The sequence below is a fragment of the Polaromonas sp. P4_F4 genome (assembly GCF_056401355.1).
In genome coordinates, this window is sequence record NZ_JBFUJO010000001.1 from 159014 (window position 1) to 176413 (window position 17400).

General features: G+C 61.4%; 15 protein-coding genes. 7 read left to right on the plus strand and 8 right to left on the minus strand.

Annotated elements, in window-relative coordinates:
* Nucleotides 1-115 precede the first annotated feature (115 nt).
* Nucleotides 116-2695 carry a PD-(D/E)XK nuclease family protein gene (locus AC1DUR_RS00780; RefSeq protein WP_477716887.1) on the minus strand — a complete coding sequence of 860 codons (2580 nt, stop codon included), beginning with the start codon at nucleotides 2693-2695 and terminating at the stop codon, nucleotides 116-118.
* A 174-nt stretch (nucleotides 2696-2869) separates the two neighbouring features.
* Here AC1DUR_RS00780 and trxA point away from each other — a divergent pair, with 174 nt between their 5' ends.
* The 5 genes from trxA (at nucleotide 2870) to AC1DUR_RS00805 (ending at nucleotide 8611) form a co-directional block, all read left to right on the plus strand.
* A complete protein-coding gene (gene trxA / locus AC1DUR_RS00785) occupies nucleotides 2870-3202 on the plus strand; it encodes a thioredoxin TrxA (RefSeq protein ID WP_011483186.1) in 333 nt (110 codons plus the stop codon).
* A gap of 291 nt (nucleotides 3203-3493) precedes the next feature.
* Entirely contained in the window at nucleotides 3494-4756 is a 1263-nt protein-coding gene (gene rho, locus AC1DUR_RS00790) for a transcription termination factor Rho (RefSeq protein ID WP_477716888.1), read from the plus strand.
* 277 nt (nucleotides 4757-5033) lie between these two features.
* Nucleotides 5034-5315 (plus strand): type B 50S ribosomal protein L31, encoded by a 282-nt coding sequence (locus AC1DUR_RS00795; RefSeq protein WP_011483184.1) that lies wholly within the window; start codon nucleotides 5034-5036, stop codon nucleotides 5313-5315.
* 141 nt (nucleotides 5316-5456) lie between these two features.
* Nucleotides 5457-7247, plus strand: coding sequence for a hypothetical protein (locus AC1DUR_RS00800; RefSeq protein ID WP_477716889.1), 1791 nt, complete (start codon nucleotides 5457-5459; stop codon nucleotides 7245-7247).
* Nucleotides 7244-8611 (plus strand): MATE family efflux transporter, encoded by a 1368-nt coding sequence (locus AC1DUR_RS00805; RefSeq protein ID WP_477716890.1) that lies wholly within the window; start codon nucleotides 7244-7246, stop codon nucleotides 8609-8611. The genes AC1DUR_RS00800 and AC1DUR_RS00805 overlap by 4 nt, the downstream gene beginning before the upstream one ends.
* Here the strand turns inward: AC1DUR_RS00805 and phoR are convergent.
* The 7 genes from phoR to pstS form a co-directional block, all read right to left on the minus strand.
* Nucleotides 8599-9957 carry a phosphate regulon sensor histidine kinase PhoR gene (phoR, locus tag AC1DUR_RS00810; RefSeq protein WP_477716891.1) on the minus strand — a complete coding sequence of 453 codons (1359 nt, stop codon included), beginning with the start codon at nucleotides 9955-9957 and terminating at the stop codon, nucleotides 8599-8601. The two genes, AC1DUR_RS00805 and phoR, sit on opposite strands and share 13 nt — an antisense overlap.
* The gene (gene phoB, locus AC1DUR_RS00815) at nucleotides 9954-10682 is read right to left on the minus strand and encodes a phosphate regulon transcriptional regulator PhoB (RefSeq protein ID WP_477716892.1); all 729 of its coding nucleotides are present in this window, start codon (nucleotides 10680-10682) and stop codon (nucleotides 9954-9956) included. The genes phoR and phoB overlap by 4 nt, the downstream gene beginning before the upstream one ends.
* 6 nt (nucleotides 10683-10688) lie before the next feature.
* Nucleotides 10689-11390: a phosphate signaling complex protein PhoU gene (phoU, locus tag AC1DUR_RS00820; RefSeq protein ID WP_477716893.1), complete on the minus strand. Its 702-nt coding sequence runs from the start codon at nucleotides 11388-11390 to the stop codon at nucleotides 10689-10691.
* 166 nt (nucleotides 11391-11556) lie between these two features.
* The gene (gene pstB, locus AC1DUR_RS00825; RefSeq protein WP_477716894.1) at nucleotides 11557-12348 is read right to left on the minus strand and encodes a phosphate ABC transporter ATP-binding protein PstB; all 792 of its coding nucleotides are present in this window, start codon (nucleotides 12346-12348) and stop codon (nucleotides 11557-11559) included.
* Between the two features lie 44 nt (nucleotides 12349-12392).
* Complete coding sequence (gene pstA / locus AC1DUR_RS00830) at nucleotides 12393-13253, minus strand: phosphate ABC transporter permease PstA (RefSeq protein ID WP_477716895.1); 861 nt, start codon at nucleotides 13251-13253, stop codon at nucleotides 12393-12395.
* On the minus strand, nucleotides 13250-14281 hold the full coding sequence (pstC, locus tag AC1DUR_RS00835; RefSeq protein WP_477716896.1) for a phosphate ABC transporter permease PstC: 1032 nt from the start codon (nucleotides 14279-14281) through the stop codon (nucleotides 13250-13252). The genes pstA and pstC overlap by 4 nt, the downstream gene beginning before the upstream one ends.
* Nucleotides 14282-14338: 57 nt before the next feature.
* Nucleotides 14339-15358 (minus strand): phosphate ABC transporter substrate-binding protein PstS, encoded by a 1020-nt coding sequence (gene pstS, locus AC1DUR_RS00840; protein WP_477716897.1) that lies wholly within the window; start codon nucleotides 15356-15358, stop codon nucleotides 14339-14341.
* A gap of 214 nt (nucleotides 15359-15572) precedes the next feature.
* Between pstS and AC1DUR_RS00845 the strand changes: the two genes are divergently transcribed.
* Complete coding sequence (locus AC1DUR_RS00845) at nucleotides 15573-16055, plus strand: fasciclin domain-containing protein (protein ID WP_477716898.1); 483 nt, start codon at nucleotides 15573-15575, stop codon at nucleotides 16053-16055.
* A 140-nt stretch (nucleotides 16056-16195) separates the two neighbouring features.
* Nucleotides 16196-17341 (plus strand): ABC transporter substrate-binding protein, encoded by a 1146-nt coding sequence (locus tag AC1DUR_RS00850; protein ID WP_477716899.1) that lies wholly within the window; start codon nucleotides 16196-16198, stop codon nucleotides 17339-17341.
* Nucleotides 17342-17400: the final 59 nt, after the last annotated feature.

The window sequence follows — 17400 nt, forward strand, 5'->3', positions numbered from 1 at the left end:
CCGAGCCGCAGGCATTCCATACCAACAGGGGCCGCGGAACCGGCTTTGCCGGGCCGCAGGCGCAGCGGTCCCCTCGGGGGGAAGCGTAGTACACGAAGTGACAAGCGTGGGGGTCCTACTCATTCCAGAAATCCTTGCGGCACAGGCCCCGCGCCGCACAGTACCCGCAGGCCTTGCCCTCGCCCAGTGCAGGTAACGGAGCGCCGCGCGCAATGCGGTCCATGTCGGTCAAAATGCTGTCAATCAGCGCGTCGCGCAGGCCCACGATCTCCGGTTGCCCGTAGGTGCGGGTGGCCTCTTTCTCGCCGAGGTTGACATAAGCGGCCGCCAACGTGTCGTCATCCATCAGCGCGGCATAAAACGCCAACTGGGTGTCTTCCTGCCCATCCTTGATGCGCTCGGCCGTCACTGTGCGCGGCTCGGTCTTGTAGTCAATCAGCAGCGTGTGGCCATCGGCCTGGCGGTCGATGCGGTCCAGCTTGCCGATCAACTGCAGCTTGCCCAGGGGCATTTCACGCTCGGCTTCCGCCTCCTCAAAACGGGCGCCCACCGCCTCGTGATCGGTGAGCCAGGCCAGGTAGCCCTCGCGCACGCGCGGCCAGATCGCGGCGAATGGCAGGAACTCGCTGTCGCTCAGGGCCAGCTCCTGCGTGGCCCGCTCTGCCGCTGCATTGATCATGGCTACCCGCGCAGGTAAATCCTGGGCTGGGGCCGCTTTCAGTGCTTCATGAAAGTGGTGCAGCAGGCTGTGCAGCCAATTGCCGAAGTCGCGCTTGCCCAGTTCGCCCTCCAGTTCCTCGGGCTCCTGCAACCTGAGCTGGCGCAGCGCAAAGAAACGGTAGGGGCAGCGGCGCAAGTCTTCATAGGCGCTGGCCGACAGCCGGGTCACCGGCAGGGCCTCGCCCGTGGGCGCGGGATGCGGCGTGGGTCGCACGGCGACGGCGCGCAAGCTGCGGGAGTCACTCGCCAGGGCCGGGCTTTCGCCATGCCCGGCTTGTGCAAGCAGCAGTTCCTGCACAAACCCACTGGGAATCAGGTGCTCACCACCCTCGCTGGTGCGCCAGAGCAAATCCACATGCGGCAGCTGCAAGGCATAGTGCCAGGCCTGGCGGGCTGCCCCGGCCAGAGTTTCACGCGAGGGCAGGCCGAGCACTTCGCGCTGCCCGGGTGTCCAGAGACCCGCAGGCTCGGGCGAAACCGGCAGGCGGATTTCATCGCAGCCCGGCAACACGACCGCCTGCATGGGCCGCCCCAGGAGCTGCGCCAGCGGCAGGATCACCACCTGCTCGCCCTGTGGGTGCTCGGGGGAAAACTTGCCACCCTCCAGCGCCTGGTTCACCCAGCTGGTGAAGGCAGCCAGCGTCATCGTGGGTGCGCTGTCGAACTCCGCCTCGGCGCCTTCGTGCAGGCGGAGCACGTCGAGCACCGTCTGGCCGGCCTCATCGAGCGCCAGTGCCTCCCACTGCCCCGCTGACTGCAGGGCGGCGCGCAGGTCGCGCAGCCACACGGCCAGCGGACGGGCGCGGGCCGAGGCCTTGCGCAGCCCATCCACCCGTGGGGCAAGCTGCTGGATGGCGGCGAAAGCCGGCTGCGGCGTGGCGGGCAGATCGCGCCAGGCGCGCAGGCCAGCCTTGCGCAATTCGATTTCCGCTGCAGTTACCTCGCCTGGGCTGAATGCGGGCGCGTTCTTCAGCCAGTCCAGCACCGCATCGGTGGAGGCGTCCCAGGGCATGGCGCGCAGCAGGCCCATCAGGCTGGCCGCAGCACGCGTGGTGGACAGCTTCCAGCCCGTTTCATCGCGCATCGCGATGCCGCGCTCGGCCAGCATGGCGCCAACCCGGCGAGTGAGGAGCCGGTCCTGCGCAATCAGCGCGACGGGACTGCGCCCCTCGGCCAGGTGCGTCAGCACACAGGCGGCGGCCCGCCAGGCCTCGTCTTCGGCATCCATCGCGGCGTGTAGCGACGGCAAGGGAAATTCGCCTTGGGCCGGTAGGTCCTCCGGCAGGCAGAGCGCAATGGAGACGGACCGCTCTCCAAAATGAGCCTTCAGTGCGTCGGTCAGCGGTTCAGCCTGAAAGCCTTCGAGTACCGCAAACAGCGCCGGCCGGGCCTGGAACAGGCGATCGGATGCGTAGGCCGAGGTCGCCGCCCAAGCCAGCGCAATCTGTCCCACAGCGGCTTCCAGCGCCAGCACCGGGGAATCCTGGCCAGCCTGCAGCGAGACGGCCAGGCGTTGGCTCCAGGCCTGGCGCTCCGCGGGCAACACGGCCGCCGCCACCCGCGCCAGGCTCCATGCGGCGTCGACGAGTCGCCCGGCGAGTGCGTCCTGTTGCGCCCCCAAACCGGCCCGCTCCAGCAGCGAGGCGGCAGTCAGCATGTCTACCGCCACATCCATGCGCAAATCGTCACCCGATGGCGTGAAAAGCCCCAGCGTGCCACCCAGGCTGCTGGCCCAGTTCATGGTGGTCTCAAACCGGGGCACAAAAAAAGTCTCGCCTGCGGCGGCTGCCCATGCCTGCCGCGCCTGTTGTATCAACTGCACGTAAGGCAGCAGCACCACGGCCTCGGCGGGATGCACATTGCGCGCTTTCAGCGTCGCGGCCAGTTGCGCCACGACGCGCTGCCAGCAGAGCACATCCGGGGAAGTCACGGCGTTCACGGCGATATCAGCGGTCTTTGGGGTCTCTGGCGGCATGGATTGATCAGGGAACTCGGAAACAGGAAAAACGGGCGGCGAGCGATACGCAGGGCATATTTCAGAGGACGGCTATCGGGGCCATAGCGGCTGCATAAGCGACCCGGTTACTTGCTTTCTGACACAATGACTGCAACTTTAGCCGTATCTCGTAACTAGACCAAAGGAGCCGTCATGGCGAGCGAATTGATCAAACATACCACCGATGCCACTTTTGAAGCCGACGTGCTGAAATCCTCGACGCCCGTCCTGGTGGACTATTGGGCCGAGTGGTGCGGTCCCTGCAAGATGATTGCCCCCATTCTTGACGAAGTGGCCACCGGCTATGACGGCAAGCTGCAGATCGCCAAAATGAATGTCGATGAAAACCGCGACATTCCCGCCAAGTTCGGCATTCGCGGCATTCCCACGCTGATGCTGTTCAAGGATGGCCAGCTGGCGGCCACCAAAGTTGGCGCCATGAGCAAGGCCCAGTTGACCGCGTTCATCGACCAGCAACTGGCCTGAACATTTCGCATTGCCATCAGGAAGCCGGGCCTGCCCCGGTTTCCTGATCCGGCACTGGCTTGTTTCTTGCCCAGCGCAAATCCCTTGTCCCTTTGAGCCCGCGCCCCGGGCGCCTGCCGGGGACGCCTCGATACCCCCGATTTACATCCTGATTTTCCTGTCATAATGCGCTTTATTCGCCAGACGGTTGTTACCGGCTGGTTCGAGTTCCCGGTTTGTAAGCCTTTCTCCTCTGCGGCTTCTTTTCAAACCTCCCCCGTTTTTTAAATGAACTCCGCAAGGAGTAATTCCATGCACTTAAACGAACTCAAGGCACTGCACGTGTCTGAAGTCCTCAAGCAGGCCGAAGCCCTGGAGATCGAAAACGTTGGCCGCATGCGCAAGCAGGAGCTGATGTTTGCCATCATCAAGAAGCGGGCAAAAACCGGCGAAACCATCGTCGCCGATGGCGTGCTGGAAGTGCTGCCGGACGGTTTTGGCTTTCTGCGTGCGCCCGACTCGAGCTACACCGCCAGCACCGACGACATCTACATCAGCCCAAGCCAGATCCGCCGCTTCAACCTGCACACCGGCGACATGATCGAAGGCGAAGTGCGCACCCCCAAAGACGGCGAGCGCTACTTTGCACTGAACAAGCTCGACAAGGTCAACGACGGCGCGCCGGAAGACAACAAGCACAAGGTCATGTTCGAGAACCTGACGCCGCTATTCCCGCGCGAGCAGTTCAAGCTCGAGCGCGACATCAAGGCCGAAGAAAACCTGACCAGCCGCATCATCGACATCATTGCCCCCATTGGCAAAGGGCAGCGCGCCCTGCTGGTGGCACCGCCCAAATCCGGCAAGACGGTGATGATGCAGAACATCGCCCACGCCATCACCGCCAATTACCCCGAAGCGGTGATGATGGTGTTGCTGGTGGATGAGCGTCCTGAAGAGGTCACCGAGATGCAGCGCAGTGTGCGCGGCGAAGTGATTTCTTCCACCTTCGACGAACCCGCGGCGCGCCACGTGCATGTGGCCGAAATGGTGATCGAGCGCGCCAAGCGCCTGGTCGAACTCGGCAAGGACGTGGTCATCCTGCTGGACTCCATCACCCGCCTCGCCCGTGCCTACAACAATGTGCTGCCCTCATCGGGCAAGGTGCTGACCGGCGGTGTCGACGCCAATGCACTGCAGCGCCCCAAGCGTTTCTTTGGTGCGGCCCGCAAAATCGAAGAAGGCGGCAGCCTGACCATCATTGGCACGGCGCTGGTCGATACCGGCAGCCGCATGGACGAGGTGATCTTTGAGGAATTCAAGGGCACCGGCAACTGCGAGATTCACCTGGATCGTCGTTTGTACGAAAAACGCGTGTTCCCGGCCATCCACCTCAACCGCAGCGGCACCCGCAAGGAAGAGCTGTTGCTAGCGCCCGAAATTCTCCAAAAGTCGCGCATTTTGCGTCAATTCATGTACAACATGGATGAAATCGAGTCCATGGAGCTCATGCTGAAGAACATGAAAGCGACGAAAAACAACCACGAATTCTTCGACATGATGCGGCGAGGCGGCTAAAGCCGACTCGCCAACTATGGCCCCCACGGCTCACTTCGTGTAGCTTCCTGCCCCCCCCGAGAGGGCCGTTGCGCCTGCGGCCCGGCMAAGCCGGTTCCGCGGCCCCGGCTCGGTTAAATCCAAGCCCTTCGAAGCCCCCGGAGCTGCTTTCGCCACAAAATCACCCCTCATGAGGCCAAAACCGCTGTAAGTGGTTGATTTCATGCCATAATATTAGGCTTAGCGGAAAGTGCCCAGGAATGGCTTGAGTGGCTCCCGCAACGAATAAGGAAAGATCATGAAAGAAGGCATTCACCCCAATTACCGCGAAGTTTGTTTCCTGGACCTGTCCAACAACTTCAAGTTTGTGACCCGCTCCTGCGTGAACACCAAAGAAATGGTGAAGATGGAAGACGGCCGCGAGCTGCCCCTGTACAAGCTCGATACGTCCAGCGAATCGCACCCCTTCTACACCGGTACCCAAAAATCCGTGGACAACATGGGTGGTCGCGTTGAGAAATTCCGCAACCGCTTCGGCAAAACCGCTGCCAAAGAGGCAACGCCACCAGCTGCCGAGTAAGCTGCGAAACATTCTTTCGCCAGCCTGCAAGAAGCAGCCTGAATTTCAGGCTGCTTTTTTTTCGGCTAAAACTGCCCTTGCTTGCCATGAAAATCGCTATCCGGCCCCCCTGCAGACATCTTTCCTGAGCACCAAGCCGTTTTGAACAAACCTTCGCCCGCCATCATTGCCCAGTCTGCCGTGCGCCGCCTGCCGCGGCTGGCGCTGTTGTTGTTTTGCGCGGCCTACGTGCTGCCGGGATTTTTTGGCCGTGGTCCGTGGAAATACGAGGACATCGCCGCCTTCGGCGTCATGCGGGAGTTGACGTCCAGCGCGGCCAACTGGCTGCAGCCTCAGCTGCTCGGACAGGTCACCGATTTTGAAGCACTTGTGCCCTATTGGCTGGGCGCCCTCGCGATCAAATGCCTGCCTTTTCTGGACCCGGCCTTTGCCGTGCGCATTCCGTTCGGCCTGCTGCTGGTCCTGACGCTGCTCACCACCTGGTACGCCATCTACTACCTGGCCCGCAGCCCACAAGCGCAGCCGGTAGCCTTTGCCTTCGGCGGAGAAGCCGGCCCGGTGGACTACGCCCGCGCCATTGCAGACGCCGGTTTGCTGGCGCTGATTGCCAGTCTGGGCCTGGCACAGTTGTCTCACGAGACGACCCCCGCGCTGGCGCAGCTGGGCTTTACGGCCCTGGTGTTTTACGCAATGTCTGCCAGCCCGTACCGCCGGGCGACCAAAATTCGGGGCCCTGCACTGGGCCTGTTGATCGGTCTTGCAGGACTTACCCTGAGCGGCGCGCCCACACTGGCCCTGCTGCTGGGTATGGGCGGTGTACTGGTCGAGGCGGCTCATCTTCGCTGGGGCTACGACCAGGATAGCCAGGGCAGCCAGGCCGACGCTGACAGCAGGCGGCAGTCCTGGCATTGGGTGCTGCTGATTGCCGGCGCCACGCTGCTGGCCGCACTGCTGGCGTACAAGCTGGACCTCTGGCGCTGGCGAATTCAGCTGCCCGGCGCCAGTGATCAACCGGCCTGGAGAGACTGGCGCCGGCTGGGTCGTCTGCTGCTGTGGTTCACCTGGCCGACATGGCCGCTGGCGCTGTGGACACTGTGGCGCTGGCGCAGACAGCTGGCGAGCCGCCACGTGGCCCTTCCCCTGTGGTTCGCGGGCATGGCTGTGGCCGCCACGCTGACCACCACAGCCTCCGACCGTAGTCTGCTGCTGAGCCTGCCACCGCTGGCGGCACTGGCGGCATTTTCCCTGCCAACGCTCAAGCGTAGCTGGACCTCGCTGATTGACTGGTTCACGCTGCTTTTTTTCACGGGCTGCGCCACCATCATCTGGGTGGTCTGGATTGCCATGCAAACCGGCGTGCCGCGGCAACCCGCGGCCAATGTGGCCAAGCTGGCGCCAGGCTTCGAACCCAGCTTTTCGTGGTTTGCTTTTTTGGCAGCAGTGGCAGCCACGCTGGCGTGGACCTGGCTCGTCAAATGGCGGGCCGGTGCACAGCGCGCAGCCATCTGGAAGTCGATGGTCCTGCCTGCCGGCGGCGCCACCCTCTGCTGGTTGCTGCTGATGACACTCTGGATGCCCTTGCTCGACTACGCGCGCAGCTATGCACCGATGTCGCGGCAGATCGCCAGCCTGGTTGACAAAAAAGCCTGCGTCGAGATATATGGGGTGGACAGCGCCCAGGCTGCTGGGCTGCAGTACCACGGCCAGCTGGAGCTGCGCCAGGCGACGCCTCATGCGAGCTGTCCTTACCTCGTCGTGGATGTCGATGCCCAGTCGACCCTCAGCAGCACCGTGAATATGCCGGACTGGGCGTTCCTGGCCACCGTACGCAGACCGACGGACAAAAACGAAAATGTCCTGGTGTTCAAACGGGTCAGCACAGATACGCAGGCCCGGGCGGCCAAGCCAGCCAGCTCGCCTGCCCACCCTTGAGCGAACTCAAAATCATCAGCCAGCACGCGGGAACTGTGCTGGTGGGCCAGCTGGCCGTGATGGCCTTTGGCGTGGCAGACACCGTGATCGCCGGGCGCTACAGCGACGAGGCCCTGGCAGCGCTGTCGGTAGGGTCGGCCATTTACATCAGTGTCTACGTCGGGCTGATTGGCATTGTCCAGGCCCTGCTGCCCATCTGGGCCGAGATGCGGGGCGCCCGCGAATACGAAGCTGTCGGGCGATCCTTGCGGCAAAGTCTTTACTTGTGCAGCTTGATCACTGCCGTCGGCATGGCTGCGCTGCTGTTTCCCGGCCCGCTGCTGCGCTGGGCGCAAGTGCCCGAACTCATGCAGGAGGAAGTGCAGCACTACCTCGCCATTCTGGCCTTCGGCTTTCTTCCCTCGCTGTTGTTCCGGGTTTACAGCACGTTCAACCAGTCGCTGGGCAAACCACTCCTGGTCACCTGGCTTCAGGTCGGTGCCCTGGCGGTCAAAATCCCGCTCTCAGTCTGGCTGGTGGCCGGCGGTGGCGGCGTCGCGCCCATGGGTGCCGCCGGCTGTGCCTGGGCCACGCTGACCGTCAACTACCTGTTGCTGGTACTAGCGCTGGTGATGCTGCGCTCGCAAGCGCTGTACAAGCCGTTTTACCTCTGGCGACGCATGGAGCGGCCCGACTGGCCGCAGATTCGCGGCTTTGCCCGGCTCGGTATTCCGGGTGGACTGGCCTATCTGGTGGAAGTGACCTCCTTTACCTTGATGGCGCTGTTCATCGCGCGATTGGGAACCACGGCCTCGGCAAGCCACCAGATCGCGGCCAGTGTGGCGGCCGTGCTTTACATGATGCCGCTGTCCATGGCCATTGCCTGCAGTGCGCGCGTGTCGTTCTGGTTGGGTGCCGGACGGCCTGACTACGCCGCGCGGGTAGTTGTTCTGGGCCTGAAACTCACAGGCCTGGCGGCCCTCGCGCTGGCCGCTACTATTTCGGTAGCAGGGAAGTTACTGGCAGGCTGGTATTCGGGCAACCCGGCGATCATTTCCCTCGCATCATCCCTGCTGGTATGGGTGGCTTTTTATCATGTGGCCGATGCAACCCAGGCGCTGTGCGCATTTTTGCTGCGTTGCTACCGCATCACGCTCACGCCGCTGGTGCTGTATGGAGTTTTGCTGTGGGGGCTGGGTCTGTTTGGCGGTTACCAGCTCGCCTATGAAGGTGTTGCAGGCCGGGCCGCCACGCAATCGGCCGGCAGTTTTTGGGCTGCCAGCACCATCGCCATCGGACTGGTGGCCACCTGCCTCCTGGGTTTGCTGTGGCACGCCGTTCGGCAGAGCCAGCGGGCAAGCCTTCAGAAAATTCAGGCAGCGTGAGCCCGACGTATGCGTGCCGCCGGAAAAATGATTGAAAAACGCGAACCGTGCCCCGGCTGGCTCTCGATATGCAGTTCAGCGCTGTGGCGCTGGACTACATGCTTCACGATGGCCAGACCCAAGCCCGTTCCGCCGGTTTCACGCGAACGACTGCGGTCAATGCGGTAAAAGCGCTCGGTCAGACGCGGCACGTGTTCGGGCTCAATACCCGGCCCGGTGTCCCTGACCTGAAACTGGCCACGCCCATCCTTGAGCAGCGTCCAGCTGACGCTGACCAGGCCCGTCTCCGGCGTGTAGCGCACGGCATTGGTCACCAGGTTGGACATGGCGCTGTAAAGCTCCGTCTGCACGCCCGCGATCTCACAGGCCGGCCCCGGGTCAAACTCCAGCTGATGCCCCTGCGGCGTAATCACGGCCGACAACGCCCTGGCCTCCTGCTCGCACTGGGCCAGCAGTGCATTGGTGGTGATCCAGTCATTGGCGCCGGGGAACGGGCTTCCTTCCAGGCGCGACAGGGTCAGCAAGTCACTCACCAGCGTTTGCATGCGCTGGGATTGCTGCGCCATCAGCGCCAGGTAACGGGCGCGCTCCGGCTCCTCCAGCGGCAGGGTTTGCAGGGTTTCGATGAAGCCGGACAACACCGTCAGCGGCGTGCGGATCTCATGCGACACATTGGCCACGAAATCCCGGCGCATGGCTTCCGCCAGCTCGACGGCGGTGATGTCCCGCGACAGCAGCAACTTGCGGTCTTTGCCGTAAGCGTGCACATGTACCGACAATTTCACGGGTCGCGCCGGTGTACTCAGGCTGCCAGGGATCACAACGTCATGCGAATAATTGCCCGAGGCCAGGTAAGCCTTGAAGGCAGGCTCGCGAACCAGGTTGGCAATATGCTGCATCACGTCGCGCTGCGCGTCGAAACCGAAATGCTGGGTTGCCATCTGGTTGCACCACTCGATGCGCCCCTGCGCATCCAGCAACACCACCCCGCTCGGGGAAGCCTGCATGGCCGCCAGAAACTCGTCCAGGCGTGCCTGGCTTTCCTGCAACTGCTGATCGCGGTTCTTGAGCAGCCGGCGGGTCCGGTCAACCACCTCCCCCCAGACACCGGGCAAGCGAGGTAGCTCCTGGCTATTCACCACTGCCGGCACTTCCCTGCCCTGTTCGGTACGCAGCCACCGGAGAAGTCGCCCCATGTAGAGGCTGTCGATCATCAACCAGACCAAAGCGCCCAGTGCGAGGCCCCCACCCAGACTCCACGCGAGCCCACCCTTCGCTGCAGTCCACCAACCCAAAGCGCCACCGGCCAACATGCAGGCGGCAAAAGCAATCCAGCGGTTGATCATGTGCCGGATTGTGCCGCAGCAGCGACCCGGCTGGCAGTGGCCGCCGCGGTCAGACGGTAGCCCGCCCCGCGAACGGTTTCGACCATCGCACCGGCAGCGCCCAGCGCTTCCCGCAGGCGCTTCACGTGAACATCCACCGTACGCTCTTCAATGAACACATGGTCACCCCACACCTTGTCCAGCAAGGTACTGCGGCTGTGCACACGCTCCGCATGCTTCATCAGGTAATGCAGCAGCTTGAACTCCGTGGGGCCCAACTTCAGTTCCTGGTTCTGGAACGAAATACGATGGGTGCCGGCATCCAGCACCAGCGCACCCACCGTCACGCTGTCGTTCACCGACTCGGGTGCGCGGCGGCGCAGCACGGCGCGAATACGGGCGAGCAGCTCCTGCGTTGAAAACGGCTTGGTGATGTAGTCGTCGGCACCGGCATCCAGGCCCGCGACCTTGTCAGGCTCATCGCCGCGGGCGGTCAGCATCAGGATGGGAATGGCCTTGGTGCGCGCCTGCTTGCGCCAATGACGCGCCAGCGCCAGGCCGCTCTGCCCTGGCAGCATCCAGTCGAGCAGGATGGCATCGGGCAGCACGGCGTCGAGTTCGCGCTGGGCCGCCACACTGTCCTGCACGACAACAGGTTCAAACCCACCATGCCTCAAGTTGACCGCAATCAGTTCGGCAATCGCTGGCTCATCTTCAACAATCAGTATGCGGGCTTGATGTTTCATGCGGCCTTACTTGACGGCGGACTCGATCTGGTCCATGGAGGTATGCCTGACATCCGCACCTTTGACGATATAGATGATGAACTCGGCGATATTCTTGGCATGGTCGCCCACACGCTCGATGGCCTTGGCGACAAACAGCAAATCCAGGCTGGCTGAAATGGTGCGCGGATCTTCCATCATGTAGGTGATCAGCTTGCGCACAAAACCGTCAAACTCCTGGTCAATCAAGTCGTCCTCCTTGAGGATGGATACCGCCGCAGCGGTATCAAGCCGGGCAAAGGCGTCCAGCGCCTTGCGCAGCAAGCCGGAAGCCAGTTCGGCGGCAACGCGAAGATCGGACGACGGCAGGACGCGTGCCGAACCGCTGCCGATGATCGAATTGACCATGCGCGCGATTTTTTCGGCTTCGTCGCCGGCACGCTCCAGGTTGGCCGTGGTCTTTGAAATGGCGATCAGCAGGCGCAAATCGCGGGCAGTAGGCTGGCGGCGGGCAATGATGGAAGACAGCTCGCGGTCAATGTCGATTTCCATCGCGTTGACACGCGCCTCAGCCTCTATCACCTGGTTGGCGCTCTCGGTGCTGAATTGCGACAGCGCATAGATGGCCAGACGGATCTGGGATTCAACCAGGCCGCCGAGCTCCATCACACGCGAGGACACGCCGTTGAGTTCGCTGTCAAACTGGGTCGATAGGTGTTTATCAGGCATATTTTCCCTTTGAATTATTCGCCGCTGCGATCGAAACTGCAACGCATGGAGCACCGAGTACGAGGCCAGCAGGCGCCGCGGAACCGGCTTTGCCGGGCCGCAGGCGCCGTCCCCCTGAGGGGGATTCCGGCTACACGCAGTGAGCCGAGACAGGGGGCAACTTTGTTCATCCGAAACGGCCGGTGATGTAGTCTTCCGTCTCTTTACGCTTGGGTTTGAAGAAGAGGTCTTCCGTGGCACCAAATTCAACAAGATCGCCCAGGTACATATAGGCCGTGTAATCACTGCAGCGGGCGGCCTGCTGCATGTTGTGCGTGACGATCACCACCGTGTAGTCGTTTTTCAACTCGGCAATCAACTCCTCCACCTTGGCCGTGGAAATAGGGTCCAGCGCCGAGCAAGGCTCATCGAGCAGCAGCACCTCGGGCTTGATGGCAATACCGCGGGCAATGCACAACCGTTGCTGCTGGCCTCCGGACAGGCTGGAACCGCTCTGGTTCAGCTTGTCCTTGACTTCCCCCCAGAGAGCCGCCTTGCGCAATGCCCACTCGACCCGCTCGTCCATATCCGAGGCGTTGAGGCTTTCAAACAGCTTGACCCCAAAAGCAATATTGTCATAAATCGACATGGGAAATGGCGTGGGCTTCTGAAAGACCATACCGACCTTGGAGCGAATCAGTGCCACGTCCTTTTTGGAGGTCAGCAGGTTTTCCCCGTCAAACGTAACGTCCCCCTCCGCACGCTGCTCGGGATACAGTTCATACATGCGGTTGAAGATCCGCAGCAGGGTGGATTTTCCGCAGCCCGAGGGGCCAATGAAGGCCGTGACTTTTTTCTCGGGAATTTCCAGGTTGATGCCTTTGAGGGCATGAAATTTCCCGTAATAAAAGTCGAGGTTTTTGACCGATATTTTCGATTTCTCGGCCAGCTTTTCGCGTGAGGCAGTGAGGGTATCCATCTTTGACCTTGTCTTGGTATGTGGGTCGACCGTCGGTCAGCCCATCAATGTTTGGTGCGCGTCAATACACGCGCCAGAATGTTCAAGCCGAGTACCGCGAGCGTGATCAGGAACACGCCAGCCCAGGCAAGTTGCTGCCAGTTCTCGTACGGGCTCATGGCAAACTTGAAAATCGTCACCGGCAAGCTGGCCATGGGCTGGCTCAGATCCGATGTCCAGAACTGGTTGTTGAGCGCCGTGAACAGCAAAGGCGCTGTTTCACCCGCGATACGCGCTACGGCCAGCAGGATGCCGGTCACCACACCCGAGCGGGCCGCCTTGAGCGTAATGCTGGTGATCACCTTCCATTTGGGCGCACCCAGCGCGTAGGCAGCCTCGCGCAGCCCGGCCGGAACCAGCTGAAGCATGTTTTCCGTGGTCCGGATCACCACCGGAATCACAATCAATGCAAGCGCTATCACACCGGCCCATCCTGAAAAGGACTTGAAGCGCGACACCACCACAGCGTACACAAACAGGCCGATCACGATGGAGGGCGCCGAGAGCAAAATATCGTTCACAAAGCGCGTGACCGATGCCAGCCAACCCTTGGTGTTGTACTCAGCCAGGTAAATGCCGGCCATGATGCCGATCGGTGTGCCGACGCACGTCGCCAGCAGCACCATCAGGAACGAACCATACAGCGCATTCGCAATGCCGCCGGCTTCATTGGGCGCGGGCGTCATTTCGGTGAAGGTCGCCAGCGCTATGCCGCCGATGCCCAGGCGTATCGTTTCCCACAGAATCCAGAACAGCCAGAACAGCCCGAACGACATGGCTGCCAGGGAGAGCACCAGCGCAATCTGGTTGACCCGTTTGCGGCGGGCAAACTTGGCCAGGCGCGCATCATGCATCACGGCACTCATGATTTGGCTCCCTCGTTTTTCCTCAACTGGGCCAACAGGAGCTTGGACAGCGAAAGCACCACAAAAGTGATAAAGAACAGCACCAGGCCCAGGTAGATCAATGCAGCCTGATGCAAACCATCAGCCGCCTCGGCAAACTCATTGGCCAGCGCCGACGTGATGCTGTTGGCTGCCTGAAACAGGCTCAGGGAATCGAGCTGGTTGAAGTTGCCGATCACGAAGGTCACCGCCATGGTCTCGCCCAGCGCACGCCCCAGGCCCAGCATGATGCCGCCCACCACGCCGGCTTTGGTGTAGGGCAGCACCACCTTGAAGACCACTTCCCAGGTTGTGGATCCGAGGCCGTAAGCCGATTCTTTCAGCAGCACCGGCGTGACCTCGAACACATCGCGCATCACCGAAGCGATGAACGGAATGATCATGATCGCGAGAATGATGCCGGCCGACAATATGCCAATACCCACCGGCGGCCCCGAAAATAGTGCCCCCAAATAAGGCACATTGCTGAAAAGACTTTGCAGCGGCTGCTGCACGTAGGTAGCGAGGATGGGCCCGAACACCAGCAAGCCCCACATGCCGTACACGATGGAAGGCACGGCGGCCAGCAGTTCAATAGCGGTGCCCAAAGGCCTTTTGAGCCAGGCGGGCGACAGCTCGGTCAGGAACAGCGCGATGCCAAAACTCACGGGCACGGCGATCACCAAAGCGATCAATGACGTGGCGAGCGTGCCATAGATCATGATCAGTCCGCCGTACTCGTCTTTGACAGGGTCCCAGACGCTGCTGGTCAAAAAACCGAGCCCGTACTTGCTGATGGCTGGCCACGCTCCGACGATCAGCGACAGCAAAATACCGATCAGCAAACCGAGCGTCAGCAGTGCTGCCCCCTGGGCGGCCCAGCCGAAAAGCCGGTCAGCCAGGGAGCTTCTGCGCATAGCCTTTACAGGAGGAGGATTGGTCATGTCACGTCCGGTCGCATTCGCCGGGTGATCAAAAGCGGCCCGGCTAGCCGGAAGTGTAGAGGACACTTAAAAAAACCCCATGATTCGTCGTCACTTTCAGGGAAAACAGGCTATGCAGCAGGCTTACTTGTAAGCAACAACCTTGCCCGACGTGTCCTTGATGTCAGCCCATGATTTTTCGATGATCGCCTTCACGCTGGCGGGCATAGGCACATAGTCCAGGTCATCGGCGATCTTGTCGCCATTTTTGTAAGCCCACTCAAAGAATTTGAGCGAGGCAGCAGCCTGCGCGGGCTTGTCCTGCGCCTTCTGCATCAGGATAAAGGTGGCGCCCGTGATGGGCCATGCATCCTTGCCAGGCTGCTCAGTCAGGATCTGGTAAAAACTCTTGGACCAGTCAGCGCCCGCAGCAGCAGCCTTGAATGCCGCATCATCCGGCGACACGAAATTGCCGGCAGCATTCTTCAGCTGGGCAAACGTCATCTTGTTCTGCTTGACATAGGCGTATTCCACATAGCCAATCGAGTTGGGCAGACGGCCGACGAATGCAGCGACGCCCTCGTTACCCTTGCCGCCAGCACCCACCGGCCAGTTCACCGCCGTGCCTTCACCCACTTTGGCCTTCCACTCGGCGTTGGCCTTGCTCAAATAATTGGTGAAAATAAAGCTGGTACCCGAACCATCAGCGCGGCGGACCGGCGCGATGGCCGCATCCGGCAAGGCCAGTGCAGGATTCATCGCCTTGATGGCGGGGTCGGTCCACTTGGTGATCTTGCCCAGGTAGATGTCACCCAGGACCTGACCGCTCAGCTTCAGTTGGCCCGGAGCGATGCCCTTGATATTGACCACGGGAACCACGCCACCAATCACGGTCGGAAACTGCACCAGTCCTTTTTTGGCGAGCTCTTCATCCTTCAGGGGCGCGTCTGATGCGCCAAAATCCACGGTTTTGGCCTCAATCTGGCGCAAACCCGCGCCAGAGCCGACCGACTGGTAATTAATCTTGATGCTGGTGGCCTTGTTGTAGTCAGCAGCCCATTTGGAATAAAGCGGAGCGGGGAAACTGGCTCCAGCGCCCGTGACATCCTGTGCAGCCGACAGCGTGGCAAACGACATGACGGCAACACCCATCACAGCAGTCATGGAAGCTTTGAAACTCAATTTCATCGAAACACCTTTTGGGTTGGTAGGAAAGATGCACGAACTGTAAAAAACTTGTGTGACAACGATGTGACAGACACTTTCCCGGGTCAACGCATGGCAATCCACGGGGTTGTCACAAAACCTTCAAATTTTCGTCACGGATCTGTCATCGACTCCTCCTACGCTTGGCCCTGTCTTAATCAGGAGAATTTCCATGCCCAATTTCCGCATTCTGCTCGTCGCCGCAACCGTTGCCGCCCTCGCCGGCTGCGCTACTTCCAGCGCCCCGGTATCGGTAGCGGACACTATCGCCGCCAAACCGCAATTGAGCACCCTCACCAGCCTGGTCACCAAATCAGGACTGACGGACACCCTCAAGGGTACGGGCCCCTTTACCGTCTTCGCGCCTACCAACGAGGCCTTCGCCAAGGTTCCGGCAAAAACCATGGACGATCTTGCCAAGGATCCAGCCAAACTCAAGGCCGTGCTGACCTACCATGTACTGCCCGTCAAGGTCATGGCCGCCGACGTCAAAAATGGCAACAGCAAAACCGTCAATGGCGCCAATGTCGCGATCTCCAAAGCGGGTGATTTCGTCACGGTGGAAGAAGCCATGGTTCAAACCGCCGATATTTCTGCGACCAACGGTATGGTGCATATCGTCGACAGCGTTTTGATTCCTCCTGCGACCCGCTAACGCCAAGTCACCACAAGGCCCAAGGGCCTTGTCTTCTGGCTGTTTCAGGCCAATGCCCGCGCTGTAACTGCGCTGGCCGCTCCAAATTCCATAGCTTTTCAAACCGGACGGCGGGGACTGCCCCGCTTGGGGATTCACTCATGCCTTCACAAAATCCAGTCATCAGCCGTCGCCAACTGCTGCAGCGTGCCAGCATGCTGACGGCGGGTGCGGCCACGACGGGCTGGGCACAGCCTGGCAAACCGGCCGCTTCACGCGGCGTCGTCGTTGCACAGGTGGTGGACTTCTCGCCCGCGCAACAGGACGTGTCCAAAGACTTCCTGATCGGGTCACGCGCCGCCTGGCAGGACATCAACGCTCGCGGGGGCATACGCGGCCGGCAGGTGCAGCACCTTGCGCTCGAAACGGACGGCACGCCAGCCAGCCTGCGCGCGGCACTCGACTCCGTCCGGGACAATCCATCCTGCGTCGTCCTCTCCGGCAGTGTCGGCGACCAGATTGCCAGCCAAATTGCTACCCCATCGCGCCAGGGAAGTCTGGATATTGCTCACGCAGCGCCCTGGCTGCAAAACTCCAGCCTCGAAATCGATGACAAGACGTTCCCGATTTTCGCGGCGCGCCAGGAACAGATTGCCTATGCACTCAAAACCCTGTCGGTCATGGGTCTGAAGGAACTGGGCGCGATTTATGCGACTGCCAAGGACCACGCGGCCTACCGCGTCGAGGTCGAACGCATTGCTGCCGGCATGCAGCTCACGCTGCAGTCGTTTCAGGGCGACGGGGACTTGCGCGTGCTCGGCCAGAAGCTGACGCCCAGCACGCCGGCTGTGCTTCTCTTTGTGGGAGGCACACCCGAACTTGCCGCGTTCACGCAAGGCCTGGAAAAGCAGGCACGCCAACGCTACGTCGTCGCGCTGGCCGACGTCAACCTGCAGACCATGCTGCAAATGGGCGCGGCGCGCAACACGCCGGTGATTGCGACCCAGCCGGTGCCGCTGGTCAATGCCAGTCTCCCCGTGGTCAGAAGCTACCGCGATACGCTCGCACGCCTGTTTGACGAGCCCCCCGCCCCATTGAGCCTGGCCGGCTTCATTGCCGCCAGGTACACCTATGAAGTGCTCCATGACATTGATGGTCCGCTGACACGCCAGAGCACGTTGGCCGCCTTTCAGCGACGCTCCAGCATAGACATAGGAGGATTTCGCATCAGTTTCAACCCGCAGCGCAGAAGCGGCAGCTACGTCACGCAGAGCATGATGACGGTCGACGGCCGGCTGATCGGGTAAGCAGCCCGAATACCGAGGTAAGTGCCGATGAGAGTGCCGCGTGAATGCTATGCTGAGCC